The 24,710-nt window shown below is 61.9% G+C and carries 24 protein-coding genes, 2 tRNA genes and 1 riboswitch; of the genes, 19 read left to right on the forward strand and 7 right to left on the reverse strand.

Annotation, left to right across the window (positions count from 1 at the left end; all coding sequences use genetic code 11):
* Positions 1-17: 17 nt before the first annotated feature.
* The 6 genes from glmM to PSN43_RS07520 all read left to right on the forward strand — a co-directional run bounded on the left by glmM (position 18) and on the right by PSN43_RS07520 (position 7,409).
* The gene (glmM, locus tag PSN43_RS07495) at positions 18-1,370 is read left to right on the forward strand and encodes a phosphoglucosamine mutase (RefSeq protein ID WP_272700105.1); all 1,353 of its coding nucleotides are present in this window, start codon (positions 18-20) and stop codon (positions 1,368-1,370) included.
* A gap of 25 nt (positions 1,371-1,395) precedes the next feature.
* Positions 1,396-2,268 (forward strand): UTP--glucose-1-phosphate uridylyltransferase GalU, encoded by an 873-nt coding sequence (gene galU / locus PSN43_RS07500; RefSeq protein WP_272700106.1) that lies wholly within the window; start codon positions 1,396-1,398, stop codon positions 2,266-2,268.
* A 61-nt stretch (positions 2,269-2,329) separates the two neighbouring features.
* Positions 2,330-3,055, forward strand: a complete 726-nt coding sequence (locus PSN43_RS07505; RefSeq protein WP_272700107.1) for a hypothetical protein — start codon at positions 2,330-2,332, stop codon at positions 3,053-3,055.
* A gap of 7 nt (positions 3,056-3,062) precedes the next feature.
* On the forward strand, positions 3,063-5,426 hold the full coding sequence (priA, locus tag PSN43_RS07510) for a replication restart helicase PriA (protein WP_272700108.1): 2,364 nt from the start codon (positions 3,063-3,065) through the stop codon (positions 5,424-5,426).
* Between the two features lie 69 nt (positions 5,427-5,495).
* Positions 5,496-6,005 carry an OmpH family outer membrane protein gene (locus PSN43_RS07515; protein ID WP_272700109.1) on the forward strand — a complete coding sequence of 170 codons (510 nt, stop codon included), beginning with the start codon at positions 5,496-5,498 and terminating at the stop codon, positions 6,003-6,005.
* A 12-nt stretch (positions 6,006-6,017) separates the two neighbouring features.
* The gene (locus tag PSN43_RS07520) at positions 6,018-7,409 is read left to right on the forward strand and encodes an SH3 domain-containing protein (RefSeq protein WP_272700110.1); all 1,392 of its coding nucleotides are present in this window, start codon (positions 6,018-6,020) and stop codon (positions 7,407-7,409) included.
* A gap of 174 nt (positions 7,410-7,583) precedes the next feature.
* Here the strand turns inward: PSN43_RS07520 and PSN43_RS07525 are convergent, their stop codons facing one another.
* Positions 7,584-8,024, reverse strand: a complete 441-nt coding sequence (locus PSN43_RS07525; RefSeq protein WP_272700111.1) for a hypothetical protein — start codon at positions 8,022-8,024, stop codon at positions 7,584-7,586.
* Positions 8,025-8,136: 112 nt separating this feature from the next.
* A riboswitch (TPP riboswitch) is annotated at positions 8,137-8,240 on the forward strand.
* 78 nt (positions 8,241-8,318) lie between these two features.
* On the opposite strand from PSN43_RS07525, the gene thiS reads away from it, so the two are divergent.
* From thiS to thiC, 6 genes are read left to right on the forward strand one after another with little or no spacing between them, the layout of a single operon-like run.
* Positions 8,319-8,519 (forward strand): sulfur carrier protein ThiS, encoded by a 201-nt coding sequence (gene thiS / locus PSN43_RS07530; RefSeq protein WP_272700112.1) that lies wholly within the window; start codon positions 8,319-8,321, stop codon positions 8,517-8,519.
* An 8-nt stretch (positions 8,520-8,527) separates the two neighbouring features.
* Positions 8,528-9,310: a thiazole synthase gene (locus tag PSN43_RS07535; RefSeq protein WP_272700113.1), complete on the forward strand. Its 783-nt coding sequence runs from the start codon at positions 8,528-8,530 to the stop codon at positions 9,308-9,310.
* Positions 9,307-10,443, forward strand: a complete 1,137-nt coding sequence (thiH, locus tag PSN43_RS07540) for a 2-iminoacetate synthase ThiH (protein WP_272700114.1) — start codon at positions 9,307-9,309, stop codon at positions 10,441-10,443. The genes PSN43_RS07535 and thiH overlap by 4 nt, the downstream gene beginning before the upstream one ends.
* On the forward strand, positions 10,440-11,069 hold the full coding sequence (gene thiF, locus PSN43_RS07545; RefSeq protein WP_272700115.1) for a sulfur carrier protein ThiS adenylyltransferase ThiF: 630 nt from the start codon (positions 10,440-10,442) through the stop codon (positions 11,067-11,069). Before thiH ends, thiF begins: the two co-directional genes overlap by 4 nt.
* Positions 11,066-11,719: a thiamine phosphate synthase gene (gene thiE, locus PSN43_RS07550; RefSeq protein WP_272700116.1), complete on the forward strand. Its 654-nt coding sequence runs from the start codon at positions 11,066-11,068 to the stop codon at positions 11,717-11,719. Before thiF ends, thiE begins: the two co-directional genes overlap by 4 nt.
* Positions 11,720-11,721: 2 nt before the next feature.
* Positions 11,722-13,026 (forward strand): phosphomethylpyrimidine synthase ThiC, encoded by a 1,305-nt coding sequence (gene thiC / locus PSN43_RS07555; protein ID WP_272700117.1) that lies wholly within the window; start codon positions 11,722-11,724, stop codon positions 13,024-13,026.
* A gap of 153 nt (positions 13,027-13,179) precedes the next feature.
* Here the strand turns inward: thiC and PSN43_RS07560 are convergent, their stop codons facing one another.
* Positions 13,180-14,244 carry a hypothetical protein gene (locus PSN43_RS07560; RefSeq protein ID WP_272700118.1) on the reverse strand — a complete coding sequence of 355 codons (1,065 nt, stop codon included), beginning with the start codon at positions 14,242-14,244 and terminating at the stop codon, positions 13,180-13,182.
* A gap of 410 nt (positions 14,245-14,654) precedes the next feature.
* On the opposite strand from PSN43_RS07560, the gene PSN43_RS07565 reads away from it, so the two are divergent.
* On the forward strand, positions 14,655-15,314 hold the full coding sequence (locus PSN43_RS07565; RefSeq protein WP_272700119.1) for a hypothetical protein: 660 nt from the start codon (positions 14,655-14,657) through the stop codon (positions 15,312-15,314).
* Positions 15,315-15,416: 102 nt separating this feature from the next.
* Here the strand turns inward: PSN43_RS07565 and PSN43_RS07570 are convergent, their stop codons facing one another.
* The 3 genes from PSN43_RS07570 to PSN43_RS07580 form a co-directional block, all read right to left on the reverse strand.
* Positions 15,417-16,820, reverse strand: coding sequence for an anion permease (locus tag PSN43_RS07570; RefSeq protein ID WP_272700120.1), 1,404 nt, complete (start codon positions 16,818-16,820; stop codon positions 15,417-15,419).
* A 259-nt stretch (positions 16,821-17,079) separates the two neighbouring features.
* Positions 17,080-17,156 (reverse strand) — tRNA-Met (locus tag PSN43_RS07575).
* 264 nt (positions 17,157-17,420) lie between these two features.
* Positions 17,421-17,497, reverse strand: a tRNA-Met gene (locus tag PSN43_RS07580).
* 161 nt (positions 17,498-17,658) lie between these two features.
* Between PSN43_RS07580 and PSN43_RS07585 the strand changes: the two genes are divergently transcribed.
* Genes PSN43_RS07585 through PSN43_RS07595 form a run of 3 tightly spaced genes read left to right on the forward strand, consistent with a single transcriptional unit; the run spans position 17,659 to position 19,344 of the window.
* Positions 17,659-18,381 carry a glycosyltransferase family 2 protein gene (locus PSN43_RS07585; protein ID WP_272700121.1) on the forward strand — a complete coding sequence of 241 codons (723 nt, stop codon included), beginning with the start codon at positions 17,659-17,661 and terminating at the stop codon, positions 18,379-18,381.
* A gap of 2 nt (positions 18,382-18,383) precedes the next feature.
* The gene (locus tag PSN43_RS07590; RefSeq protein ID WP_272700122.1) at positions 18,384-18,644 is read left to right on the forward strand and encodes a lipid A biosynthesis domain-containing protein; all 261 of its coding nucleotides are present in this window, start codon (positions 18,384-18,386) and stop codon (positions 18,642-18,644) included.
* Positions 18,631-19,344 carry a TVP38/TMEM64 family protein gene (locus PSN43_RS07595; RefSeq protein WP_272700123.1) on the forward strand — a complete coding sequence of 238 codons (714 nt, stop codon included), beginning with the start codon at positions 18,631-18,633 and terminating at the stop codon, positions 19,342-19,344. The genes PSN43_RS07590 and PSN43_RS07595 overlap by 14 nt, the downstream gene beginning before the upstream one ends.
* On the opposite strand, the gene PSN43_RS07600 is transcribed toward PSN43_RS07595, so the two are convergent.
* Positions 19,341-19,937, reverse strand: coding sequence for a phosphatase PAP2 family protein (locus PSN43_RS07600; RefSeq protein ID WP_272700124.1), 597 nt, complete (start codon positions 19,935-19,937; stop codon positions 19,341-19,343). The two genes, PSN43_RS07595 and PSN43_RS07600, sit on opposite strands and share 4 nt — an antisense overlap.
* A 96-nt stretch (positions 19,938-20,033) precedes the next feature.
* On the opposite strand from PSN43_RS07600, the gene PSN43_RS07605 reads away from it, so the two are divergent.
* Complete coding sequence (locus PSN43_RS07605; protein ID WP_272700125.1) at positions 20,034-21,167, forward strand: glycosyltransferase family 4 protein; 1,134 nt, start codon at positions 20,034-20,036, stop codon at positions 21,165-21,167.
* Between the two features lie 89 nt (positions 21,168-21,256).
* Here the strand turns inward: PSN43_RS07605 and PSN43_RS07610 are convergent, their stop codons facing one another.
* Positions 21,257-22,207: a UDP-glucuronic acid decarboxylase family protein gene (locus PSN43_RS07610; RefSeq protein ID WP_272700126.1), complete on the reverse strand. Its 951-nt coding sequence runs from the start codon at positions 22,205-22,207 to the stop codon at positions 21,257-21,259.
* A gap of 185 nt (positions 22,208-22,392) precedes the next feature.
* Here PSN43_RS07610 and PSN43_RS07615 point away from each other — a divergent pair, with 185 nt between their 5' ends.
* Complete coding sequence (locus tag PSN43_RS07615) at positions 22,393-23,097, forward strand: 2-phosphosulfolactate phosphatase (RefSeq protein WP_272700127.1); 705 nt, start codon at positions 22,393-22,395, stop codon at positions 23,095-23,097.
* A gap of 8 nt (positions 23,098-23,105) precedes the next feature.
* On the forward strand, positions 23,106-24,440 hold the full coding sequence (locus tag PSN43_RS07620; protein ID WP_272700128.1) for a GGDEF domain-containing response regulator: 1,335 nt from the start codon (positions 23,106-23,108) through the stop codon (positions 24,438-24,440).
* Positions 24,441-24,710 lie beyond the last annotated feature (270 nt).

A 24,710-nucleotide genomic window follows, 5' to 3' on the forward strand; every position in this document is an offset into this window, starting at 1 on the left:
GCCATCTGGAGCATCCCATGAAACAAAGGCTTTTCGGAACCGACGGCCTGCGGGGGCAGGGGAATATCTTTCCCATGACCCCCGAGATCGCGCTCAGGCTCGGCTTGGCCGCCGGTCAATATTTTCGCAACGGCGACAAACACCATCGCGTGGTCATAGGCAAGGACACCCGGCTCTCCGGTTACGTGTTCGAGACCGCTTTGACCAGCGGGCTTTGCGCCAACGGCATGGACGTCTTTCTGGTCGGTCCCTTGCCCACCCCGGCCATTTCCTTTCTGACGCGGAATATGCGCGCCGATCTCGGCGTGGTCATCTCCGCCTCGCACAACCCGTTTATGGACAACGGCATCAAGTTCTTCGACCGCAACGGCTTCAAGCTGCCCGACGAGGTTGAGGACGAGATCAGCGAACTGGTCCTTGGCGACGACACCAAGTGGGACTATCCCGCGGCCGAGGACGTTGGGCGCGCCCATCGCATCGGCGACGCGCCCGGGCGGTACATCGTCTATCTGAAGAACAGCTTTTCACCGCACCTGACCTTGGACGGCCTCAAGATCGTGCTGGACTGCGCCCACGGCGCGGCTTACGGCGTGGCTCCCTGCGTCCTGGAGGAGCTTGGGGCCGAGGTCGTTACCGTAGGCGTGACCCCGGACGGCCTGAACATCAATCAGAAATGCGGCTCCCTCTACCCCGAAGTCATCGCCCGGATGGTCGTGGAGGAGGGGGCGGATCTGGGTATCGCCCTGGACGGCGACGCGGACCGGCTCATCGTCTGCGACGAGAACGGCCGCATCCTGGACGGCGACCAGATCATGGCCCTTTGCGCCTTGGAGCTCATGGAGAAGAACAGGCTTCCCGGCAACATGCTCGTGGCCACGGTCATGAGCAACATGGCGTTGGAACTGTTCATGAAGGATCATGGCGGACGGCTCCTGCGCACGGATGTGGGCGACCGCTACGTAGTCGAGGCCATGCGCCGCGAAGGGGCGACCCTCGGCGGCGAGCAGTCCGGGCATCTCATTTTCATGGATCATTCCACCACCGGCGACGGTCTGCTGGCCGCGCTCCAGCTCCTTCGCATCATGCGGGAGCGGGACCGCCCCCTGTCCGAACTGGCCGGTCTGCTTGAGCCTTTCCCTCAGGTTTTGCGCAACGTCCACGTCAAGCGCAAGATTCCGTTTGATCAGGCCCCGCTGGTTCAGGAGGCAGTGCGCAAGGTCGAGGCCGCCCTGGAGGGCAAGGGCCGCGTCCTGCTGCGCTACTCGGGCACCGAGGCCGTCTGTCGAGTCATGGTCGAGGGGCCGGACACGGATTTAGTCGAGAAGTATACCGGCGATATCGTCGAGGCGTGCGAGAAGCACCTGAAATAGGTCAACTTCCACAGCGGAGGACAGTATGGAAATCAAAAAAGCAGTCATCCCGGTCGCAGGCTGGGGCACACGTTCGCTCCCGGCTACCAAAAACGTACCCAAGGAAATGTTGCCCATTTTCCGCAAACCCATCGTGCAGTATATCGTCGAAGAGGGTATCAGCGCGGGGGTGAGCGATGTCGTTTTCATCACCAACCAGAACAAGACCATCATTGAGGATCATTTCGACCGCAACTTCCTTTTGGAGCAGCTTCTGGAAAGAGCGGGCAAGACGGCTCTTCTCGAAGAGGTCCGCCGCATCGCCGGGCTGGTCAACGTCATCGGCGTGCGCCAGAAGGAGCAGCTCGGCCTCGGACACGCCGTGCTCACCGCCCGCGAGGTCTGCAACAACGAGCCTTTCGCGGTCATGCTCGGCGACGATCTCATGTTCGGCGTGAACACCGGCATCGGCGAGTTGATACGGGCCGCCAAGGAAACGGGGAAGGCCGTTGTCGGCGTTATCGAAGTCCCGAAGGAGAAGGTCAGCCGGTACGGCGTTATCCAGGGCGATGTCATCGATTCGCACACCTTCCGCGTGACCAATCTGGTGGAGAAGCCCAAGCCCGAAGAGGCTCCTTCCAATCTGGCCATCATCGGCCGCTACGTGCTCCTGCCGGAAATCTTTGATATTCTTGAGGATCAGAGGGCGGGCGTCGGCGGCGAGATTCAGCTTACCGACGCGCTGCAGGGACTGGCCGACCAGGATAAGCTTATCGCCGTCAGGCTGGGCGGCCAGCGGTTTGACGCAGGCGACTGGGTGGAATACCTTACTGCCAACATCTACTTCGCCCTGCAGGACGAGGAGTTGCGCTACGATCTCGTCAAGCGGCTCCGGGACCTGCTTCCCTGTTCATCCTAAAGCGTTTTGAATCGGCGGGCGCGAAAGCGCCCGCCTTTCCGACCCGGAATCCAGAGAGAACATGAAGACTCTTTTCGCGCTATTGCTGGTGTGTCTGACCGCGTTGCCTTCGCTCGCCTTCGTGCCCGACGGCGAGGAGCTGGCCGCGCGCCTGCGGAAGAACTACGGCCCCATGCATTCCTGGCAGGCCAAGATGACTTTTCCGGACTATCCCGGCGTGTCGGTCGACCTGTGGTTCGCGCGGGGCCGGTGGCGGCAGGAGTGGCGCGCGGGCGACAAGGCCTCGGCCGTGGGTTCCCTCGGCAACGTGGCCGGGGCGTGCACTTCCGGCGATTTCCCGTTGTCGCCCCTGTTTATCTGGATGGTCCCCAATCCCGTTCAGACCTGGCAATCCTGGGGCGTGGACGTGACCTCGGGCAGCTACGGCTTTTGCGGCGATGCGCCGTGCCTCATGCTCGGCTCGTCCCCGGCGGACGGGACCGGTCCTTCGGTCCAGCTCAACAACGAGGACCTCGCTCCGCTCCTGATTCGTTACCCGTCGAATGCGGGCATGATCTCCGTGGCGTTCTCGGACTATCGGACCTTTGCCGGATACCGGGTGCCCCGGAAGGTCACGGTCCGGGCGGGCGGCGTCGAGATTGCGGCCGATGTGGACTGGGTCAGGCTCAACGGCGCGGACAGCGAGGAGCTGTACGCCGGGGACGCGCTCGATTCCGCTCCGTGCGCCGAGCCGCCGCAGCCGTTCGGCATCCTGCGGGAGTCCTTCCGCTATCCCGGGGCAGAGTAGGTCGGTCATGGCCGATCTCTGGCAGGTAACGCTCGTCAGTCCGCCCTATGAGACATGGACCTACGGGCGGCCCTCCCATTTCCCCTCCCTGTCGTCCGGACAGCGCGTAATCATTCCTTTCGGCAAGTCGCACCGTGCTGGCGTGGTGGTCGGTCCGGCGGGCGAGGCCCCCAAGGGTGTCGCCATCAAGGACATGATCTGGCCTCTTGAGCACACGCCGCTTCTCGACGGCGACTTCGTGGACATGGCCGTGAATTTGGCTGCCCGACAGATGGTGCATGTGGGCCGCATCCTGGAGATAGCCCTGCCGCGCGGCCTGCGCACGGCCTCGGTGACTTTCAAGGTGGACCGGCACATGACCGGCCGCAACCTGCCCGCGTCCATGCGGCCTTCGGACCTGGCGCGGGCGGGGGACGAGGACAGGGCCGCGCTGTTGGAGCTTTGGCTTGGCGACCGTATGCGCGTGCGCGTCAATGCGAAGAAGGAGGCAGAGGAGCGGTTCGTCTCCCTCGAATCCGACCCGCCGTGGCCCGTTCGTCCCAACGCCAAGCGGCAGCTCCGGCTTTTGGAGCATCTCATGGAGAACGGGCCGCAGAGCCTCTATTCTCTGCGGCATACCCTGGGCGACTGGGCACCCGATGTGGCCTCCACGCTCGAAGCGGTCGGCGTGGTCCGCGTGGGCGAGCCGACCGCCGATCTTCTGGCGCAGATGGACGAGGTCGGAAAGGGCGGCGACGATCCTGGTTGCGAGTATGCCCTGACCGACGAGCAGCAGGTTGCGTTGCGGGAAATGACCGAGACCCTTGAGGGGGGCGGCGGCGCGCATCTGGTCCATGGTGTGACGGGCAGCGGCAAGACCGTGCTCTACATGGAAATGGCCGACCGGCTGCTCCGGCAGGGACGGTCGGTGCTGTTTCTCGCACCCGAGGTGGCCCTTGCCTGTCAGCTCTATCGCACCGTGGCCCGCCGTTTCCCGCAGTACCGGACCATTTTTTATCACGGCTACCAGAGCCCCGGAAAGCGGGAGGCGTCCTTCCGCGAGTTGGCCGGGAGCGCGGACCCGGTCATTGTGGTTGGCACACGGTCCGCCGTGTTCCTGCCCCTGCCCGACCTGGGCATGGTGGTCATGGACGAGGAGCACGACGAGTCCTTCAAGCAGGAGGACCGGCTGGCCTACCACGCCAAGGAGGTGGCCTGGTTCCGGACGGGGCGGAGCAAGGGGCTGCTTTTGCTCGGTTCGGCGACGCCCGACGTCAAGACTTTCCACGCCGCCAGCCAGGGGCTTATTCGCGTGTCCACCCTGAAGGAGCGAGTGGGGGAGAGCCGCCTGCCCGAGGTGGAATTGGTGAACATCACCGACCTGGGCAGTTCCAAACAGCTTTTGTCGAATCGCGTGCGCGAGGCCGTGCGCGAGACCGTTGCGGCCGGGGAGCAGGTTATCGTCATGCTCAACCGGCGCGGTTACGCCCCGCTCATGTACTGCCTGGATTGCGGCGAGACCGTCCGTTGTCCCGACTGCGAGGTGGGCATGACCTACCACAAGGGCCGTGAGCGGCTGGTTTGCCACTATTGCGGGCGGACCTACTCCTATCCCCTGACCTGCCGCAAGTGCGGCGGCGCGAACTTCATCCCCATGGGCGAAGGCACCGAGCAGTTGGAGGAGGCGCTGAGCGACCTGCTGCCCGATGACGCCAAGGTCCTGCGCCTGGATCGGGACGCCACGCGGCGGCAGGAGCGGCTGGAGGAAATCCTCGGCTCCTTCGGCAGGGGCGAGGCACAGGTCTTGGTGGGAACCCAGATGATTTCGAAAGGCCATCATTTCCCCGGCGTGACCCTGGTGGTGGTCGCCGACGGCGATCTCGGCCTGAACCTGCCCGACTACAGGTCGTCGGAGCGGACATTCCAGCTCCTCGTCCAGGTGGCCGGCCGGGCCGGTCGCGGGGAGCATCCGGGCAGGGTGCTTATCCAGACGCGCAATCCCAATCATCCGATCTGGAAGGAAATACTGGGCGGCGACTACGAGGGCTTTTTCGCCCGGGAAGTGTCCCGGCGCACTCTTTTCCACTATCCGCCGTTTTCGCGGATGGCCCTTGTGCGCATCAGTTATCCGGCGGATTCCGAGAACGGGCAGGCCGCAGTGAATCTTCTTGGCCAAATCCTGCGCGAGCAGGGCAGGGCGCTCGGCATCGCCGTGCTCGGCCCGGCCCCGGCTCCGCTCTCCATGTTACGCGGCCGCAAGCGGTTCAACTGTTTGCTCAAGTCCGACGATTGGGGCAAGGTCCGCGGGTTGTACGCGGCCATGGCCCGCGCCAACCCCGAGCCGCGCGAGGTGCGCACCGCGCTCGACCTCGATCCTCTGTCCACCCTCTAGGAGTCGACAGGGAACGGTGTTCTCGGCTACGCTGTCGCCATTATTCAACGCAATGAGGTAATCATCCTGATGAAACATATCACTCCGTCCCTGTGGCTGGCGGCCGTTCTGCTTCTGCTTGCGGTTCCGGCCTCGGCTCAACCCTCCAAGGTTGGGTTCGTCAATCCGCAGCGGATCGTCAACGAATCCAAGATAGGCAAGATCGCCCAGGAGGACCTGGCCGGTCTCGGCAAGGAAAAGGACCGTCGTGTCCGCCAGGCCCTGGACAAGGTCAACAAGTTGCAGGCTGGGCTGACGGAGGACGCCCTGTCCGTGAGCGAGCAGCAGGCGCGCGAAAACGGCCTGCGCCAGGCCGTGCGCGACTATGAGCAGTTGGTCCAGGTCAGCAATCAGGAGATTCAGGCGGAGGAGCGCCGACTCATCAGGTTCGTCATGCGCCACGCCGATTCCATCCTCAGGAATATTGCCGCCGAACAGGGCTTCACCATGATCCTGACCGACCCGGAAATTATCGGTTATGTGGACCATTCCATGGATATCACCGACCGGGTCATCCGCGAACTCAACTCCCTGATGTAGGCGGTGATACCCATGCGTAAAACACTTTTCCCCATTGTTGCCGCAGTCTTTTTCATCCTGTCCGCGTCCCCCGTCTTCGCCTTCGGCAAGATCGTGTATGCGGACCGTCCCCTCAACCTGCGTGACGGACGCTCGCCCAAGGCCGAGTGGGTCGGCAGTCTCTACGCCGGGCAGAAAGTCCGGGTCGCCTTCGAGGAGGACGGCTGGGTGGCCGTGTACGAACCCGGCGCGACCGATCCGGATGCGGCCGGTCCCGCCGGCTATTCCAACGCAAAGTTTCTCAAACCGGCGCGGGGGCGGTATGAACCCCAGCCGTGGGGCGAGACGGCCTATTCGGTCACCAAGCTGAATATTCGCTCCAAACCGGACTCCCGGAGCGGGAAGGTCGGCGAGCTGCAACCCATGGAGCGCGTGCTTATTGATTTTCCCGAAGACGAATGGATAATGGTGTTTTCGGCCGACGCGACCATTCGTTCCAAGCTGAACGGCATCGGCTATTGCAGCGCCAAGTATCTGGAGCCTGTCCCGGCGGGAGCCGCTCCGGTTCCGGCCCGGGCCGCTACGCCCGCACCGGCCGAGCCTCGGTCCCTCAGCCGGGCCGCGCAGTCTGAGGCCGCTGTATTTCAGCGGGTGGCCCTGACCAACGAGGTCAACGTGCACCAGAGCCGGACCACGACCTCTCCGCTGGTCCGCACCCTGAGGCCGGGGGACGTGGTGCAGCTCGGCCTGCTCGGGAACGGCTGGTACGCGGTTTTCAAGGCCAGCGACATGATCCGTTCCGAGAGCAGTTCCCTGGGATATTCCCTCAAGACCGTCATGGACGCCAACTCGCGGCTGGCCGATGACGTGGCCGCGCCCGTGGCCGTTTCACCCGCGCCCGTTGCCGCGCCTGCCGCCCCCCGGGCCAAGGCCGCCCCCGCTGCCAAGCCTGCCGCGCCCCGGACAGAGCCTGCCAGGCCCGTTGTTTCGGTGGAGGACATCAAGGCCGAAGCCGTGAAATCTGCGGCCCCGGCTCCGGCCCGGTCCGAAACGCAACAGACCATGGTCATAGACCGGTCCGCCTTCCACAAGACCAAGCGCCCCGACCCCACGCCGGACCAGACCGCGCACGGCTATCGGTTCAAGTTTCTGGAAAAGTCCGAGACCCGCGAATACGGCCAGGTCTGGATAACCCTCAAGGTGTTCCTGTCCACCACCAAGGTGCCCGACCGTGAGGCTCTCAAGGACTTTGCCGCCAGCCTGTGGAAGGACCACCGGCGGGTGACCAAGAACGTGCTTGTGGAGGTTTATCTGCCGGGCATGGACCAGGAGGACCTCGCCTGGGGAGTGGCCAAGTTCGACTATGACGGAATGACCGAATTGTTCGTCCGTCGGGCCACGTTGTTCGGGACTAAATTCATGTAGCGCGACAAAAGAAAAGGACTCAATATATTCCCTCGCTTTCGCGGCAGGACGCCGCGGAGCGGGGAAAGTCCGCGCCGAAGGCGCATACGGCTTCAGTGAGTCCAAGGAATAATTGCCAAAGAAAAGCCCCCGCGCGGAATGCCGCGCGGGGGCTTTTTCGTGCCTTGGGACAGGTCAGCTCATTTCCCGTTCCATGAACAGGGGCACCGTCTTTTCCATGGCCGCACGCAGGCGCGGCTTCTTGTCATGGCTGGTGTCCGCCTCTCGGGGGAGCATGTACAGGCCGTGGCAGCTCCGGCACTCCCAGTGGTTTTCATGCTTGTGCAGATGGACGAGCAATCCGTCGCGGTCGTAGCAGACCTGGCAGAACGGTCCTTTGCGTTCGCCGTCCTCCTCCAGCCAGTATTTCTGGCCGTCGAACCGGACTTTTTCCGCGAGGTCGAGGACTTCCGCAACCTCGGCCAATTGCCGTTTCAAGGCTTCATTCTCGTCGCAGACAGCCATAAATTCGTCTTGCAGGCTTTTCAGCAACACCTTGCCTTCGTCGAACCGGCCCGCCTCGAACAGGTCGAAAGCCCGCTTGAAGCCGGTCGCCTGAAACAGTGTGGAAAACATGAACGACATCCCCCGTTATGTTGACATGGCACGAAGTCCTTATCGGCCGGTGCCGCGGAGGACTTTAGTCTTCATGAATAACTTTACAGGCCTGCCAAAAGCGCATAGGGTCACCTGCAGCTAGGGGGGCCCTTGTGGCTGAGATGGATCGAAACGATCTGACCCTTCGAACCTGATTCGGACAATACCGACGTAGGGAAGCTGCCACAGGATGGATTCTCGTCATCATGCCGCGCTTGCCCACATCGGGGGCAGGCGTTTTTTTTATACCGACGCGCCTGCAAGGAGACAATTATGATCGTCACCATTAACGGCAAGGCGTCGGAGCTGGACGAGCCCCTGACCATTCTCGCCTTGCTTGAATCCAAAGAGATCGCGCCCCGGGCCGTGGTCGTCGAGCGCAACGGGGAAATCGTTCCCGGCGAACTGTTCGGCGAGATGCGCCTGGAAGACGGCGACCATCTGGAGGTCCTCCGCTTCGTGGGCGGAGGCTAGGAGAGAAAATGAGCAAGGATATTCTCACCATCGGCGGCCGGAGCTTTTCCAGCCGTCTGTTTACAGGCACCGGGAAATACGGCGACGACAGCGTCATTCCGGATGTCTGCGAGGCCTCGGGCTCCGAGGTCATCACCGTGGCCCTGCGCCGGGTGGATCTGGAATCGACCACCGGCAACGTCATGGATTTCATCCCTAAACACATGCAGCTCTTGCCCAACACCTCGGGCGCCCGTACCGCCGACGAGGCCGTGCGCATCGCCAGGCTGGCCCGCGCCATGGGGTGCGGCGACTGGATCAAGATCGAGGTCATCTCCGACAACCGCTACCTGCTGCCCGACGGCTACGAGACCGTGAAGGCCACCGAAATCCTCGCCAAGGAGGGGTTCGTGGTTTTGCCGTACGTCAATGCCGACCTCTACGTCGCCAAGGCGCTGGCGGATGCGGGCGCGGCCGCGGTCATGCCGCTCGGTGCGCCCATCGGCACCAACCGGGGGCTGAAGACCCGCGAGATGGTCCGCATACTTATCGAGGAGATCGACTTGCCCATCGTCGTGGACGCGGGCATCGGCCGTCCTTCCGAAGCCTGTGAAGCCATGGAGATGGGCGCGGACGCGGTGCTGGTCAATACGGCCATCGCCACGGCCGCGGACCCGGTCATGATGGCCCGCGCCTTTGGCCGGGCGGTCCGGGCCGGACGCGAGGCGTTCCTTTCTGGCCCCGGCGCGAAAAGGGTCCTGGCCTCCGCTTCCTCGCCGTTGACGGGCTTCCTCGGGGGGGCAGGGGCATGAGCTTCTACCCGCAGATAGAGGCGTATGCGGAGGGCTTGCCCGACGCGCGCTTCAACGACTTCACCGAGGAGGACGTGCGCCGGGCCCTGCATCGGACCACGGCCACGGTGGAGGACTTCATGGCTTTCATGAGTCCGGCCGCATCAGGGCTGCTCGAAGAAATGGCGCAGAAGGCCAGCCGATTGACCGTGCAGCATTTCGGGCGGACCGTCAGCCTGTTCACGCCGCTTTATCTCGCCAACTTCTGCACCAACCACTGTGTCTACTGCGGTTTCAACTGCAATAACTCGATTCACCGCTCCATGCTCAGCCTGGAAGAGGTGGACGTCGAAGGCAAGGCCATCGCCTCCACCGGACTCAAGAACCTGCTCATTCTCACCGGAGACGCCCCGGCGAAGACCGGGGTGGACTATCTCGAAGCGTGCACCAGAGTCCTGAACAAGCACTTTCCGTCCGTGTCCATCGAGGTCTTCGCCATGACCGAGGAAGAGTACGGACGGCTGGTGGCGGCGGGTGTGGACGGCATGACCATGTTCCAGGAGACTTACGACGAGGAGCTCTATGCCGTGCTGCATCCCAAAGGCCCCAAGCGGGACTTCCGGTTCCGTCTGGACGCTCCTGAGCGGGCCTGCAAGGCCGGTATGCGCGTGGTCAACATCGGCGCGTTGCTCGGACTCGGCGACTGGCGGCGCGATGCGCTCCTGACCGGCCTGCACGCGGCGTATCTCATGCATCGGTACCCGGAGACGGATATCGCCGTCTCGCTGCCGCGTATGCGGCCGCATGTGGGCGACTGGGAGCCTGCTTCCATCGTCTCCGATCACGATATGGTCCAATTCCTCATGGCGTTGCGCCTCTTCATGCCTCGGGTGGGAATCACCATCTCCACCCGGGAAGACGCCGAGTTCCGCGAGAATATCCTGCCGCTGGGCGTGACCCGCATGTCGGCAGGCGTGTCCACGGCCGTGGGCGGCCATGCCGACGAGACCAGGGACGAGGAAAATACGGGTCAGTTCGATATCAGCGACGGCCGCAGCGTGGATGAAGTCTGCGCCGCCCTGCGCGACAGGGGGTACCAGCCGGTCTTCAAGGACTGGGAGCCTATATTCGAGACCAAGGGAGAGGGCGCATGAACGAGGTGGAGCAGGGCTTTGCGCGGTACCTGGGCGAAGACGCCCTTGGTCGGCTGCGGTCCGTGAAAATCGGCATCGCCGGTTGCGGCGGGCTCGGCTCCAACTGCGCCATGCACCTGGTGCGGAGCGGATTCGTCCGCTTCGTCCTGGTGGATTTCGATCGGGTGGAGTTCTCCAACCTGAACCGCCAGGCGTTCTTCCGCGACCAGGTGGGGGTGTTCAAGGCCGAAGCCCTGGCCGCCAACATGTGCGCCGTGAACCCCGATCTCGACCTGGATGTGTATGTGGAGCGGGTCGACGTGACCCGCGTGAAGCGTCTGTTCGGCGACTGCGACGCCGTGGTGGAAGCGTTCGACCGCGTGGAAGCCAAGAAACGGCTGGTGGAAACCTTGCTTCCCCTTGGACGGCTGCTGGTTTCCGCTTCCGGTATCGGCGGTTGCGGTGATGCCGACGCCCTCGTTACCCGCAGGGTGCGGGACAACTTCTACGTCGTCGGCGACGGCCTTACCGAGTGCAATGCGGAAACGCCGCCTCTGTCGCCCCGGGTCGGGCTCGCCGCGGCCAAGCAGGCGGACGTGATCCTGTCTCATTTCCTGTCCCTTTCCGATGAAAAGGAGAAAGCATGACGGCTTTTACGAGGCGAAATATTCTGGATACGGACATCTATTGCCTGACCGCCGAGAAGTTCTCGCTGGGCCGCTCCAACGTGGAGGTTGTCCGGGAGATGCTCGACGCGGGCATCAAGCTGGTCCAGTACCGGGAAAAGGAGAAGAAGGCGGGCGCGAAGCTCGATGAGTGCCGCGCCATCCGGGAGATGACCCGCGAGGCCGGGGCCGCCTTCATCGTCAACGACGACATCGACATCGCCATCCTGGTGGGCGCGGACGGCGTTCACGTCGGCCAGGAGGACATCCCCGTGGAGGATGTGCGCAGGCTCGTCGGCGAGGATATGGCCATCGGCCTGTCCACCCACAGCCCCGAGCAGGCCCTGGACGCCATACGGCGCGGCGCGGATTACATCGGCGTCGGCCCGGTCTTCCGCACCTTCACCAAGGACGATGTGGTGGACCCGGTGGGGTTCGAATACCTCGACCACGTGGTCGCCAACCACGACATTCCCTTCGTGGCCATCGGCGGCATCAAGGAACACAATATCGGCGAGGTGGTCCGGCGCGGCGCGCGGTGCGTGGCGCTGGTCACCGAAATTGTCGGCGAGAAGAATATCAAAGCGAAAATAACCGCCCTCCGAAGCAAGATCGAAGCGGCGAAGGAGTAACCATGTCTTACACTACACAGATGGACGCCGCTCGTAAGGGCATCGTCACCCCCCAAATGGAGACTGTGGCCCGCAAGGAGAATATCCGCATCGAGGATCTCATGGCGCGGATGGCCAAAGGCTCGGTGATCATTCCCGCCAACAAGAACCACAAGAGCCTCGACGCCGAGGCGGTGGGCGAGGGGATGCGCATCAAGATCAACGTCAACCTCGGCATTTCCAAGGATTGCTGCGACGTCGAGCCCGAGCTGGAAAAGGTTCGCGCCGCCCTGGACATGAAGGCCGAGGCCATCATGGACCTGTCCTGCTACGGCAAGACCCAGGAATTTCGCAAAAGGCTGGTCGAAATGTCCCCGGCCATGATCGGCACCGTGCCCATCTATGACGCCGTGGGCTTCTACGACAAGAATCTCCAGGACATCACCGTGGACGAGTTCTTCAAGGTGGTCGAGCGTCATGTCGAGGACGGCGTGGACTTCCTGACCATCCATGCGGGCTTGAACAAGCACACCGCCGAAAAGGTCAAGTCCGCCAAGCGGCTGACCAACATCGTTTCGCGCGGCGGTTCCCTCCTGTTCACCTGGATGGAGATCAACAACGCCGAGAATCCGTTCTACGAGCATTTTGACCGCCTGCTCGACATCTGCGAGCAGTACGACGTCACCTTGAGCCTCGGCGACGGCTGCCGTCCCGGCTGCCTGTACGATGCCACCGACGCCTGCCAGGTGGAGGAGCTCATCACCTTGGGCGAGCTGACCAAGCGCGCCTGGGAGCGCAACGTCCAGGTCATGATCGAAGGCCCCGGCCACATGGCCATGAATGAAATCGCCGGCAACATGATGATGGAAAAGCGGCTGTGCCATAACGCGCCGTTCTACGTTCTCGGCCCCCTGGTCACCGACGTGGCTCCGGGCTATGACCACATCACTTCCGCCATCGGCGGCGCCATCGCAGGCGCGTCCGGAGCGGACTTCCTCTGCTACGTCACCCCGGCCGAGCATCTGCGTCTGCCCACCCTGGAAGACATGAAAGAAGGCATCATCGCCACCCGCATCGCCGCCCATGCCGCCGATATCGCCAAGGGCTACCCCGGTGCCGTGGATTGGGACAACAACATGGCCAAGGCCCGCGCCGCCCTGGACTGGGACGCCCAGTTCAAGCTGGCCATTGACCCGGTCCGTCCCACCGAATACCGCAAGTCCTCCGAGCCGGAGCACAAGGATTCCTGCACCATGTGCGGCAAGATGTGCGCCGTGCGCAATATGAACCGCGTTCTCGAAGGCAAGGACATTCAGCTCGACGACTAGTCGTCCGCAGAAGACCGTATATGAAAACTCCCGGAGGATTCGTCCTCCGGGAGTTTTTTATTTTCGCTTGAGGCGAAATCATCCGACAAGCCCGCCGAAGGCGGTTTCCCGTTCCGCCTTCAAGTATGGGAGGACCTTCCTGTACGGCGGTTTCTACTCGGGCTTGTGCGCGTAAGCCACGAACAGCGGGTCGCTGACTCCCTTGGTTTCGAGGAACCTGGGATCGTCGCGGTCGCGCCAGTCGTTGCGGATGGAAATAGTGCCGGGGTTGCCGGTGAACCCGGCCATGCGCAGGTATTCGAGGGCAAGCCCCATGCGTTCGAAGGAATGGAGTTCCCGCCAGCCCCGGATGGCGCAGGCCGGATCGAAGTCGTTCGTGAAAGCCAGAATCACGGGCGCGTCGGGGGACAGGAAGTAAGCGATATAGCGCAGGATATCTACGGGGCGATCCATGTATTCGAGCGTACAGAGGCAGACGGCGGCGTCGTATTTTCCGGAAGGTCGTTCGGACTCCGGGGAAAGATCCAGGACGCGCATGTCCGGGGTGATGAACCTGTCGAGAACGCGTTGGTAGTTGCGCAGGGCCGCACCGTCCGGGGTGGAAATGCGGCAATTCTCGTCCAAGTCCCTTTCCCGGTCGAAGAAGGCGGGGTGGAAGAAGTCCGGTGGCTCGCCGTCGAGCATGGCCTGCATTCCAGGCCCCCAGTCGCAGATTGCTTCGCGCCAGTGGGTCAGGGAACCGTAAGAGCCGGTCTCGCGCGGTTCCAGATACTGGATTCTGGCTTCGATGGTCACCGGAATATCGGCCAGCGGGTGGTTGCGGTCGGCAGTGAAGGTGTCGTCGTCGATATCCGTCAGCCTGAACGGGGTGAGGGTCTCAGGGTAGATGTCCAGGAGGCCGTCGATGTGCCCTTGGGGATAAAAGCGGCCCACGCGGGGGAGTATCGGTTCTCCCGAGACGGTCTTGCGGCGCAGCCGGTCGCGGCCGAGGGTCAGGACGAGGCTTTCCTTGCGTCGGGGTATGCACAGGCGCGGCTCGTAGGTGAACCGTACGGATTCACCGGCCCGCTTGCCCTCGAGGGCGTCGCGCATGTCGCGCGGAAAGATGTCGTTCACCGGGTTGACTTTGCGGCCCAGGAACCGTTCCTCATGCTGTTCGCCGTCCTGTTCCCAGGTGACGGTGAATTCCAGCGCACCCACAGCGTTGTCGTTGAACACAATCATAATGCGCGGATAATGGACATAAAAAAGGCGGGGTTGCAAGCCCTGTCATGGATATTCCCCGACAATCCACCGGGTAAGCGCACCCGACTGCGTGGGCGAACGGATCAGTTGACTGCGTTTTTTCTCGCCGAATATCGAATCGGGCCGCCGGGAAAACCGCCCGGGGTTGCCGCCAGTCGTAAAGTGGTATAGAGTTTTATGGTGTCAATCCTGTAGTCGATATGCATGGTCTCGCTTCAACCTGGCGCAACGGTCTCCCGTCGGATGACGTCATTCATGTATCCCGGCGGTCATTTCCTTCAAGAGACTGAATTCATTACACGGCCTGTGTCGACGACAGCGGCGGAAGGGTTCAAGAAAGGCATCTTTTGGGAGGTGCCGTCTCTGATTATCAGGAGGCTCTCGTGGCGGAATCAGTACCTTCTTACAACCCTATGCTGGTGGAGCTTCCCGCCCCCGGAAAGGTGGCCGAGTTTACGCTTCATCCCGGAGTGCCGGTCGTTTTCGGCTTCTTTGTTTCCGAAGTCGTTTTTTCCAGCGAAGGCGCTGATCTCATTCTGACCGGCGAAGACGGCGGTGTGGTCGTCTTCAAGGATTACCTGACAATGGCCCGGGAAGGGGCTCTGCCCGATTTCGAGCTGCACGGCGGGGAAATCGTGCCCGGCAGCATCTATCTTTTCGCCTTCACCGACGGCTCCCTTGATGTGGAGACCGCCGCAGGGGCCGATGCGGGCAAGCCGCAGGGCGTCGAGGTTCAGGACCACACGGACTCCAAGGGCGGCCTGATTCCGGAAATGGAAGACCATGCGGCGCCGGGCGGGGTTCATCTTCACGGTGTGCAAGGCGGGCGCGGGGGCGATATCCTGACCTACAACGAACTTTTTTCCGACGGCCGTTCCGACTTTTCCTCCAGCCATATCGACGAACCGGGCTATCTGCCCTCGCTGTTCGGTGCGGAGCCCCACGGGGCGGCGGCCGGCCTTTATGCCGTCACCCTGTCCGATATTTTCGATCCCATGGATGACGCGTTGCAGCATCTGATCGAGTTCCACCACTCCCTTTAGAGCCGTTTTTTGTCGAACAAGCGGAGGCCCGGCCATGGACCGGGCCTTTTTCGTCGTGAATTCGACGGTTGTCCCGGTGAAGCCGCCGGGCGCGTCGGACGATTAGAGATAGATTGCCGTGACCGCGATCATCGACAGCAGGTAGAATAGGCCGAATATGCCGCCCAGCGCCCACCAGCGCGCCTGGCTGATGTAGCCCGCGCCGTACCATATGGGCGACGGCCCGGTGGCGTAGGGCGTGATGATGCCCATGAGGCCCAGGGAACCGGCCAGCATGAGGGCGATCTTGGGCAGCATTTCGGGCGGCACCAGCGGGGCGGCCGTGGCCATGAACAGGGGAAGCAGGGCCGTGGTGTGCGCCGTGGTGCTGGCGAAGAAGTAGTGGAGCACGAAAAAGAGGACGACCAGCAGGAGCACCACCGTCGCCGGGGCCATGCCCGCCAGGTTGGTGGATATCATGTTGCCCACCCAGGCGAGTACTCCGGTCTGCTTGAGCCCGGCGGCCATGGCGACCAGAGTGGCGAACCATGTCAGGACGTTCCATGCCCCCTTGTTGGTGATGACGTCCTCCCAGGATATGATGCCCGTGAGAACCATGAGAACGAGAACGAAGATGGCGGCCACGGTGGAATCCACATGCAGTTGCTTGCCGAATACCCAGAAGACGAGGGCCAGGAGGGCATAGCCGAGCATCATCAATTCCTTGGTGCTGATGCGGCCCATTTTGCGCAGCTCCTCGGCGGCCCAGGACGGGGCTTCGGGAGAGTGCTTCAATGTGGGCGGGTAGATCACGTAGCCCAGCCATGGGGTCAGGATGAACAGGGGCAGCATGGCGGGGATCATGACCGCGGCCCAATCGCCCCAGGAAATGGCCACTCCGGCGCTTTTCTGGATCATGTCCACGGCCAGCAGGTTGGGTGCGAGGGCGGTCAGGAACATTGAGCTTGTCACGCAGGTGGAGCTGATGCCGACCCAGGTCAGGTATGCGCCCATTTTGCGCGGTTCGTTTTCCGGGGTTGAATTGAACATGGGCGGTATATTGCTGGCGATGGGGTATATGGTGCCCGCGCTGCGCGCCGTGTTGGACGGCATGAACGGGGCCAGGATGGCGTCGGAGAAGGCGATGGCGTAGCCCAGGCCCAGCGTGGACCGTCCCAGATGGCGGATGAGCAGGAGGCTGATTCTTCGGCCCAGCCCTGTCTTCTGATAGCCCAGGGCGAACATGAAGGCGGAAAAGATGAGCCAGATGACGCCGTTGGAGAAGCCGGACAAGGCCCAACTGCGGTTGACCTCGGGAGTGGGGCCGATGAGTCCGAGAACCGCAGTCAGGGCGACGCCGGACAGGCCCACCAGGGCGGCCGGGACCGGTTCTATGATGAGTCCGACCACGACGCCCGCAAATATGGCGAGAAAATACCACGCCTGGGGGCTCAGACCTTCCGGCGTCGGCAGGATGGCCAGAATGACGGCCACGATTACCGGGGAGAATTTCAAGAGAGTCTTCATGGCATCAACCTCGATTTAGCGCGCTTTTGGCGGTGAAGCTGAAGAGATGACCTGTTGACGGGGCTCATCGAGACGCGCGGAACACCCTGCGCCCCTATTTTCCTACATGCCTGAACCAAGTTGGAGCGTCAATGCGTCTTCCAGATCTGTCAGGGTGTGTCGGTCTCTGAATAGTGCCGGAATGGGCGGGATGGCGGTTCTTAGCCGGGGGGCAAGAAAAAAGCGGTTGCATCGGATTTGATGCAACCGCTTGATTTCCTGGTAGCGGGGGCAGGATTTGAACCTACGACCTTCGGGTTATGAGCCCGACGAGCTACCGTACTGCTCCACCCCGCGTCATGTAAGAAGGAGTATCTAAGTTGGGCAGCTGGAATTGTCAACAGGAAAAATACGTTATGTTGGAGCGGGGAGAGGTTGAAACAATCCGGGGCGGGCCGGGAACCGTGTGGAATGAGCCGGATACGGCGGGCGGTTGCGGCATTTTTTCGATCGTCGTCAGAGGTGTTTTTTTGTTGGGGAAAAAATCGCTGCGGGCTGGCGAAAATGGGAGGGCAAGAAAAAAGCGGTTGCATCAGATTTGATGCAACCGCTTGATTTCCTTGGTAGCGGGGGCAGGATTTGAACCTACGACCTTCGGGTTATGAGCCCGACGAGCTACCGTACTGCTCCACCCCGCGTCACGTGAGAAGAGGTTTCTAGGTTGGTGACGGAAAATTGTCAACAACAAAATCTAGAAAATTCCAAAATAGTTTTATGAACCGGCGGAGCCGTTGTCCGGCCGGGGAAGGGCAAGCTAGAAGTTTACAACCGCAGCCGAATTCCGTAGAGAATCACCCCTATGAGCAACGCAGAAAAATTTTCCGTGGTCCTGCCTGTTTTCAACGAGCAGGACAACCTGCAGACCCTGTTCGCCGAGATCAGGGCTGCGGCCGACTCCACGGGCCGCCCCTGGGAGGCCGTGTTCGTGGACGACTGCAGCACGGACCGAAGCCTTTCCATGATCCGGGAGCTGGCCGAGAGACATCCCGAAGTGCGCTATGTCGCCTTTGCCGAGAACCGCGGCCAGTCCGCGGCCTTTTGCGCCGGGTTCGACGCGGTCGAGTCGGAAATAGTGGTCACCATGGACGCGGATTTACAGAACGATCCCGCGGACATCCCCGACATGCTCGCCGCATTCGGCCATGACTGCGAGATGGTCATCGGCTGGCGCGCCAGGCGCAGGGATACCTTCATCAAACGCATATCGTCGAGGATCGCCAACAAGATCCGCGATTCCATCGTGGACGACGGCGTGCACGACACCGGCTGTTCTCTCAAGGTCATGCGTACGGATTTGCTGCGCCGACTTCCCCGGTTCAAGAACATGCACCGTTACTTCCCCATTCTGATGAAGATGGAAGGCGCGCGCATCCGCGAGGTCAAGGTCAACCACCGGGAGCGTGGGGCGGGCGTGTCCAAGTACGGCACCCTGGATCGGGCCATGGCGGGCATCTATGACCTCATCGGCGTCAAGTGGCTCATCAAGCGGCACATCGGCTATACCGTCAAAGAGCAAAAATAGGCATGAGCCTGCCCGAGTACTGGTGGCTGCTGTTTCTGGCCGCGGCCGTTCAGGGACTTTTTTTCGCGCGAATCATGATTTTACGAATGCGCGGCAAAGAGGTATATTCCCTGTCGCGTCCGGCGCAGGCGGCCCTGGCGGTTTCCGGTCTGGCCGGGTTGGCCTACGGATGGTTGCAGCGCGATCCGCTGTTTTTCCTGGGCCAGGTTTGTTTGCTGATTCTCTACTACCGCATACAGCGGGAGCAAAATGACCTTGGATAAACGAGAATCCAATCTGAATTACAAATCCCTGGCCAAGGGCTTGATCATGCTCGCCGCTCTCGGCGGAGCCGTGTATCTCTCCAGGGCCATCGGATTGGGCGATATGCTTTCGGACACCCAGTGGTTCAACGACCATGTGCTCGGGAGCGGGCCGCTTTCTGTCGTCATCTTTCTTGCCGTGGGCGCGGCTTTCACTGCCGTGGGGCTTCCCCGCCAGCTTGTCGGCTTTCTGGGCGGCTTTGCTTTCGGCGCCATCGGAGGCACGGTGCTGTCCACGTTGGGCGCGGGCCTGGGATGCGCCGCGGCCGCCCTCTACGCCCGCATGGGCGGACGGGATCTGGTGGAGCGCAAGCTCGGCCCCCGCGTGCACAAGATCAACCGTTTTCTCCAGCACGAACCGTTCAACACGGCCCTGGCCATTCGGCTGTTTCCCCTGGGCTCCAACCTGATTACGAATCTGGCCGCCGGGGTCAGCTCCATTCCCCTTATGCCGTTTGTGGTAGGCTCGACCCTGGGCTACATTCCGCAGAATTTCATCTTCGCACTGTTCGGCGCGGGAATGAACCGTGAATCCGCCACGGGCGTGGCCTTGTCCGTGGGCATGAGCATCGTGCTTTTCGTGGTCTCCGGGTGGCTGGGCATTCGTGTCTACCGGCGTTATCGCAGGCAGGCAGGCGTCCCGGATGATATAGAGGATTAGTCCGGGCGCAGGGCCGGGTATCGGCGCGAAAGCTCCTTCCAGAGAAGCCAGACCGCCCCGGCGACGACCACGCCCCATAGCCATCCGGCCAGGACGTCCGTGGGAAAATGCTTGCCCAGATAGATGCGGGAATAGCCCGACAGGAGCGACACGAGAATCGGCCATCCCTTGAGGCCCGGCCACAGGAGCAGGGCGAGAATGGCGAGGGTCATGGTGTTGGCGCAATGGGCCGAGGGATAAGACGTGCCGCGTTCCTTCGTGCGGACGAAATTGTCCGGTCGCGCCTGCCAGCGCCCGTTCTCGACGAAGCGGGTCCCGGCCACGACGTTGAGCGGACGGAGCCGGAAAATCTGGTCCTTGGCCAGCTTGGTGGTGAAATCCGACATGCCCATGCCCGCAAGCAGGACGAGAAAGAATATGATCTGCTTTTTCCCGCCCTTGATTACGGCCGCGATCAGGGCGGCGGCGAGAATGACCATGAGCACCGCCATGGACGAAAAGAGCGGCATGATGAAATCCAGCAGACCCGAATGCCAGTGCTGGTTGATGAGCAGAAAAAGTTGCAGGTCCCAGGCGGGTGTGGCGAAAAACATGGCGTTCCCCTCGAATTTGGGAATGCATAGCCGTCTTTGGCCCGGCGGGCAACCTTTGGGTTGGCGAACATCGAGAAACGACTGAGAGTCCGATCTATGGATAAAGCGGTGAAACGAGGGCGGCTGGCTGTGACCATGCCCCGGCTGAGCCGGTACGGCGGCGCGGAATCCTTTGCCTGGCGTTTGAGCGAGGCGCTGGCTGCGCGCGGGCATGAGGTGGATTTCATCTGCGCCCGCTGCGAGACCGAGCCGCCGGATGGAGTGGAGCCCGTGGTGCTGGGCAGATTCGGGGCCTTCAGGCTGGTCAAGCTGCTGTGGTTCGCCTATGCGGCGGACAGGGCGTGTCGGCGGGGCGGTTATGATCTGGTTTTCGGCATGGGCAAAACCCTGAATCAGGATATCCTGCGCATCGGCGGCGGCCCCATCTCCAAGTTCTGGGAACTCTCCCGGCGCGCGTGGCCCGAGGGGTTCGCCCGTTCCTTCAAGATGTTCCGCCGGAAACTTTCTCCCGGCAACTGGGCTATTTTCGCTATCGACCGCATTCGCATGAAGCGGACTCCGCGCATCGTTTGCGTCTCTCATTTGGTCCGCGACTGGCTGGTCGAGGCCCATCCCTTCCTCCGCACGGAGGGTATCGACGTGATCTACAACCGTCCCGACCTTGAGCGGTTTTCGCCGGTCGAAGATCAGGAGCGGCTGCGGTTGCGCGCCGCGTCCGGCATCCGCGAGGACCAGGTGGTCGTGGCCACGGCGGCAACAAATTTCGCCCTCAAGGGCGTGCGGCATCTCGTGGGGATGCTGTCCCTGTTGCCCGAGAACTTCGTCCTGCACGTGGCTGGCGGGCGCAACCCCGCCAAGTATGAGCGGGAGGCCCGGGAGCTCGGGGTGGCCGACAGGGTGCGGTTCCTGGGCCGGGTGGACGATATGCCCGCCTTTTACCGCGCCGCCGACGTCTTCATCCTGGCCTCCTTTTACGACGCCTGTTCGAACGCCGTGCTTGAAGCCCTGGCCTGCGGTTGCCGGTCCGTGTCGAGCGCAATGAACGGCAGCGCGTATTTCCTGCCGCAGCGTTGGATTTTCCCCGATCCGGCAGACGAACGCGCCATGGCGGAAGTGGTCGCCCGCGTGGCCGGAGAACCGAGGCCCGGGCTCTTCCAGTGGCCGGAGGACCTGCCTTCGGGCCTTGAACCATATGTAATGATGATAGAAGCGAAGCTCGCCGGAAAATAGCGGGTCCGGTCCAACGCGAAGCGGCCGGGGGATATTCTCCCCCGGCCGCTTCGCGTTGGACCCTCGTCATCCGTCTTCTCAATTCCGGATTATAGGGAATTGAGCTTGCCCTCGAAGTATTCGATGGTCCGGGAAAGCCCGGTTCGCAGGGCCACGGTGGGCTCCCAACCCAGCGTTTCCCGGGCCAGGGAGATGTCGGGCCTGCGCTGCATGGGGTCGTCCGAGGGAAGGGGCCTGTTGACGATTTTTGACTTCGAGCCGGTCAGGTCGATGACCGCCTCCGCCAGTTCGCGGATGGTGAATTCGTCGGGATTGCCCAGATTCATGGGGCCGATGAATTCGTCGTCCGTGTCCTCCATGAACCGGATCATGCCGTCAACCATGTCGGTGACGTAGCAGAAGCTGCGGGTTTGCTCTCCGCCTCCGTAAACCGTGATGTCCTGGCCCTTGAGCGCCTGGATGACGAAGTTGGAAACCACCCGCCCGTCGTCCATGGCCATGTGCGGCCCATAGGTGTTGAAGATGCGGCAAACCTTGATGCGCAGGTTGTGCTGGCGATGGTAGTCGAAAAACAGGGTCTCCGCGCACCGTTTGCCTTCGTCGTAGCACGACCGCAGGCCGATGGGATTGACGTTGCCCCAGTATCCCTCGGGCTGGGGATGGACTTCGGGGTCGCCGTACACCTCCGAGGTGGACGCCTGGAAAATCTTGGCCTTGAGCCGTTTGGCCAGCCCGAGCATGTTGATGGCCCCGTGAACCGAGGTCTTGGTGGTTTGCACCGGATCGTGTTGGTAGTGGATGGGCGAGGCCGGGCAGGCCAGGTTGTAGATTTCATCCACTTCCACGTAGAGCGGGAAGGTCACGTCGTGCCGGACCACTTCAAAATAGGGGTTGTCCAGCAGGTGCAGGATGTTGCTTTTGCTTCCCGTAAAGAAATTATCCACGCAGATGACCTCGCGGCCCATGTCCAAAAGCCGTTCGCACAGGTGCGAGCCGAGGAATCCCGAGCCGCCGGTAACGAGTACGCGATTTTTCATCATGCCGCCCGTTTGCATGATATTCGGCGGTCCGTCAACCGGGAGGAAAGCCCTTTACTGTTCGGGGGCGGACGGTTTAAGAGAAATTGTAAATAAATTCCGGGCTCCGTGTTTCGCTTTGGATTCAACTGGTTGACGAGGTCTTTCGGAGCGGGTGCGGTCCGGCGCAAAACCGACAGGATTGTCCGATGATAGTAAATGTTGTTGAGTGCTTATCCGGCGCAAAGCGCGCCAAGGGGCTGGTCATAATCGTGGACGTTTTCCGTTCCACCACTCTGGGCTGCTTCCTGGTCGCCGGCGGCGCGGCCGAATACATCGTCACCGACAGTCTGGACAGGGCGCGGGCCATGGCCGCCGAGCGCGGAGGCAAGGTCATCGGCGAACTGGTCGACGTTCCGACCAGTGAATTCGATTACCTCAACTCTCCCGCGCTCATCGAAAAGGTGGACATCCGGGGCGAGACCCTGCTGCATGTGACCAACGCGGGCACTCGGGGGCTCATGGTCTGCACCGAAGCGGACGAGGTCCTCATGGGCTCCTTCGTCAACGCCAATGCCGTGGTGGAGTACGTTCGGGCCAAACAGCCCGAAGTCGTCACCCTGGTGGCCATGGGCACCGGCGGGACCATGCGCGCCCAGGAAGACATGATGTGCGCCATGTATATCAAAAATGAGATTGAAGGATATCCCAACAGCTTCAAGACATTGAAGAATTTTCTTCACGACGTGGACACCGCCGCCAAGTTCTTCGACGACGCCCGAGAGGACTGCCCGGAAGAGGACTTTGATTTGTGCATGGATCTCGACCGCTTCGACTTTGTGCTTAAGGGAGAGCCGATCGAGGGCGGCGTGCGGCTCGTAAAGGTTCCCGTGCCGGGAGGACAAATCGCCTAGGGGGCAATATGAGTGACCTTGAGCAGAAAATTCTCATAGTCGACGATTCCCGGACCAATCTCGCTCTGCTCGGCCACATGCTGCGCGACGTTGATTGCCGGGTGATCGCGGCGGAAAGCGGCGGCGAGGCCGTGGAGTTGGCGCGCGATAACGATTTCGCGTTGATTCTTCTCGACATCCAGATGCCCGGCATGGACGGGTATGAAGCCGCGTCGAAAATCAAGGAGCACGAGCGCAGCCGTCACGTGCCCATCATCTTCATCACCGCCATCTTCCAGGATGACGACAACGTGCGCCAGGGCTACGAAACCGGGGCCGTGGACTACCTTCTCCGGCCCGTGGACGGGAATATCCTCCTCAGCAAGGTCAAAGCGTTTCTGGAAATGCATCGCCGAAAGGTGTTGCTTGAGCGGGAAGTGGAGCAGCGGCGCAAAACCGAAGCCGCGTTGATCGTGGCCGAGGAAAAGTACCGCTCCATCTTCGAGCGGGCCATCGAGGGGATTTTCCAGAGCGGCGCGAACGGCGAGTTCCTGGAGGTCAACCCCGCCATGCTGCGTATCCTTGGGTACGAGCGCGTGGAGGATGTGGTCGGCAGACCCGGCTTCAGGGAATTGTTCATGGCGGACGAGAGCGAGCAGAGCGTTTATCAGGATCTCCTTCACCGGCAAGGGGCCGTGAGCGGTTTCGAGTTTCGTCTGCGAAGGCGTGACGGCGAGGTCGTATGGTGCTCGGAATCCTCCAGGTTGATCCGGACAGCCGAAGGCGAATTCGTCGAAGGAGTCCTAGAGGACGTCACCGAACGCAAGATGGTCGAGCTGGAGCTCAAACGGCTGGCCACCCGCGACAGCCTTACCGGCGTCGCCAACCGGTACCGTTTCTTCGACCGGATGGAGCACACGCTGGCCGTGGCGAAGCGGTATGGAACCAGGGCCGCCGTGTTGTTCGTCGATCTCGACGCCTTCAAGAGCGTCAACGACACCTATGGGCACCAGACCGGGGACGATCTGCTGCGCATGGTCGCCGAGCGGCTGCAGCGCCGGACCAGGGAATCCGACACGCTGGCGCGTCTGGGCGGAGACGAGTTCGGCATTCTTCTGTCCGGCATCACGGATCAGGAAGGGGTCTTCAACTTCACCCGCAGCCTCCTCGACGTGGTCCGGCGGCCTTACGACATCGACGGCCGGACGCTGACCATCGGCGCGACCGTCGGCATCAGTTTCTACCCTGAGGACGGCAAGGACACCGTGACCCTCATCAGCCGCGTTGACGCGGCAATGTACGGAGCCAAGAAAAAGAGATGCGCGGACTTCGGCACCTTCGCCGAATATGATTCATCAAAATAGACGGTTTGTTTTTCGGCGGATTTTCGTGGGCGTTTCGTGTGTGGGAAACGCCCTTTTTGTTGTCCGCAATCCATATTCAGCGCCTTGGCGGGGGTGAAATAGAGCGTTGGATTGCGGTTCCGCGGACCGCGTAGCAGATTGTGGAAAATTACATACTTAGGAGGTGGGTTCTAAACGAAAAAAAGCGCAAGGTGCTTGACTTAGCCCTTTTTTCGGGGCATGGAACTCGTTAATTCTTGAAAATTTTTTGTTTCAGGATTCCCGCAATTT

Source organism: Desulfovibrio sp. Fe33 (genome assembly GCF_028532725.1).
Lineage (GTDB): Bacteria > Desulfobacterota > Desulfovibrionia > Desulfovibrionales > Desulfovibrionaceae > Pseudodesulfovibrio.

Bases quoted from the DNA above. Each gene is read 5' to 3' on its own strand.
- glmM (WP_272700105.1), top strand. From the start codon at position 18: ATGAAACAAAGGCTTTTCGGAACCGACGGCCTGCGGGGGCAGGGGAAT.
- galU (WP_272700106.1), top strand. From the start codon at position 1,396: ATGGAAATCAAAAAAGCAGTCATCCCGGTCGCAGGCTGGGGCACACGT.
- PSN43_RS07505 (WP_272700107.1), top strand. From the start codon at position 2,330: ATGAAGACTCTTTTCGCGCTATTGCTGGTGTGTCTGACCGCGTTGCCT.
- priA (WP_272700108.1), top strand. From the start codon at position 3,063: ATGGCCGATCTCTGGCAGGTAACGCTCGTCAGTCCGCCCTATGAGACA.
- PSN43_RS07515 (WP_272700109.1), top strand. From the start codon at position 5,496: ATGAAACATATCACTCCGTCCCTGTGGCTGGCGGCCGTTCTGCTTCTG.
- PSN43_RS07520 (WP_272700110.1), top strand. From the start codon at position 6,018: ATGCGTAAAACACTTTTCCCCATTGTTGCCGCAGTCTTTTTCATCCTG.
- PSN43_RS07525 (WP_272700111.1), bottom strand. From the start codon at position 8,024: ATGTTTTCCACACTGTTTCAGGCGACCGGCTTCAAGCGGGCTTTCGAC.
- thiS (WP_272700112.1), top strand. From the start codon at position 8,319: ATGATCGTCACCATTAACGGCAAGGCGTCGGAGCTGGACGAGCCCCTG.
- PSN43_RS07535 (WP_272700113.1), top strand. From the start codon at position 8,528: ATGAGCAAGGATATTCTCACCATCGGCGGCCGGAGCTTTTCCAGCCGT.
- thiH (WP_272700114.1), top strand. From the start codon at position 9,307: ATGAGCTTCTACCCGCAGATAGAGGCGTATGCGGAGGGCTTGCCCGAC.
- thiF (WP_272700115.1), top strand. From the start codon at position 10,440: ATGAACGAGGTGGAGCAGGGCTTTGCGCGGTACCTGGGCGAAGACGCC.
- thiE (WP_272700116.1), top strand. From the start codon at position 11,066: ATGACGGCTTTTACGAGGCGAAATATTCTGGATACGGACATCTATTGC.
- thiC (WP_272700117.1), top strand. From the start codon at position 11,722: ATGTCTTACACTACACAGATGGACGCCGCTCGTAAGGGCATCGTCACC.
- PSN43_RS07570 (WP_272700120.1), bottom strand. From the start codon at position 16,820: ATGAAGACTCTCTTGAAATTCTCCCCGGTAATCGTGGCCGTCATTCTG.
- PSN43_RS07585 (WP_272700121.1), top strand. From the start codon at position 17,659: ATGAGCAACGCAGAAAAATTTTCCGTGGTCCTGCCTGTTTTCAACGAG.
- PSN43_RS07590 (WP_272700122.1), top strand. From the start codon at position 18,384: ATGAGCCTGCCCGAGTACTGGTGGCTGCTGTTTCTGGCCGCGGCCGTT.
- PSN43_RS07595 (WP_272700123.1), top strand. From the start codon at position 18,631: ATGACCTTGGATAAACGAGAATCCAATCTGAATTACAAATCCCTGGCC.
- PSN43_RS07600 (WP_272700124.1), bottom strand. From the start codon at position 19,937: ATGTTTTTCGCCACACCCGCCTGGGACCTGCAACTTTTTCTGCTCATC.
- PSN43_RS07605 (WP_272700125.1), top strand. From the start codon at position 20,034: ATGGATAAAGCGGTGAAACGAGGGCGGCTGGCTGTGACCATGCCCCGG.
- PSN43_RS07610 (WP_272700126.1), bottom strand. From the start codon at position 22,207: ATGATGAAAAATCGCGTACTCGTTACCGGCGGCTCGGGATTCCTCGGC.
- PSN43_RS07615 (WP_272700127.1), top strand. From the start codon at position 22,393: ATGATAGTAAATGTTGTTGAGTGCTTATCCGGCGCAAAGCGCGCCAAG.
- PSN43_RS07620 (WP_272700128.1), top strand. From the start codon at position 23,106: ATGAGTGACCTTGAGCAGAAAATTCTCATAGTCGACGATTCCCGGACC.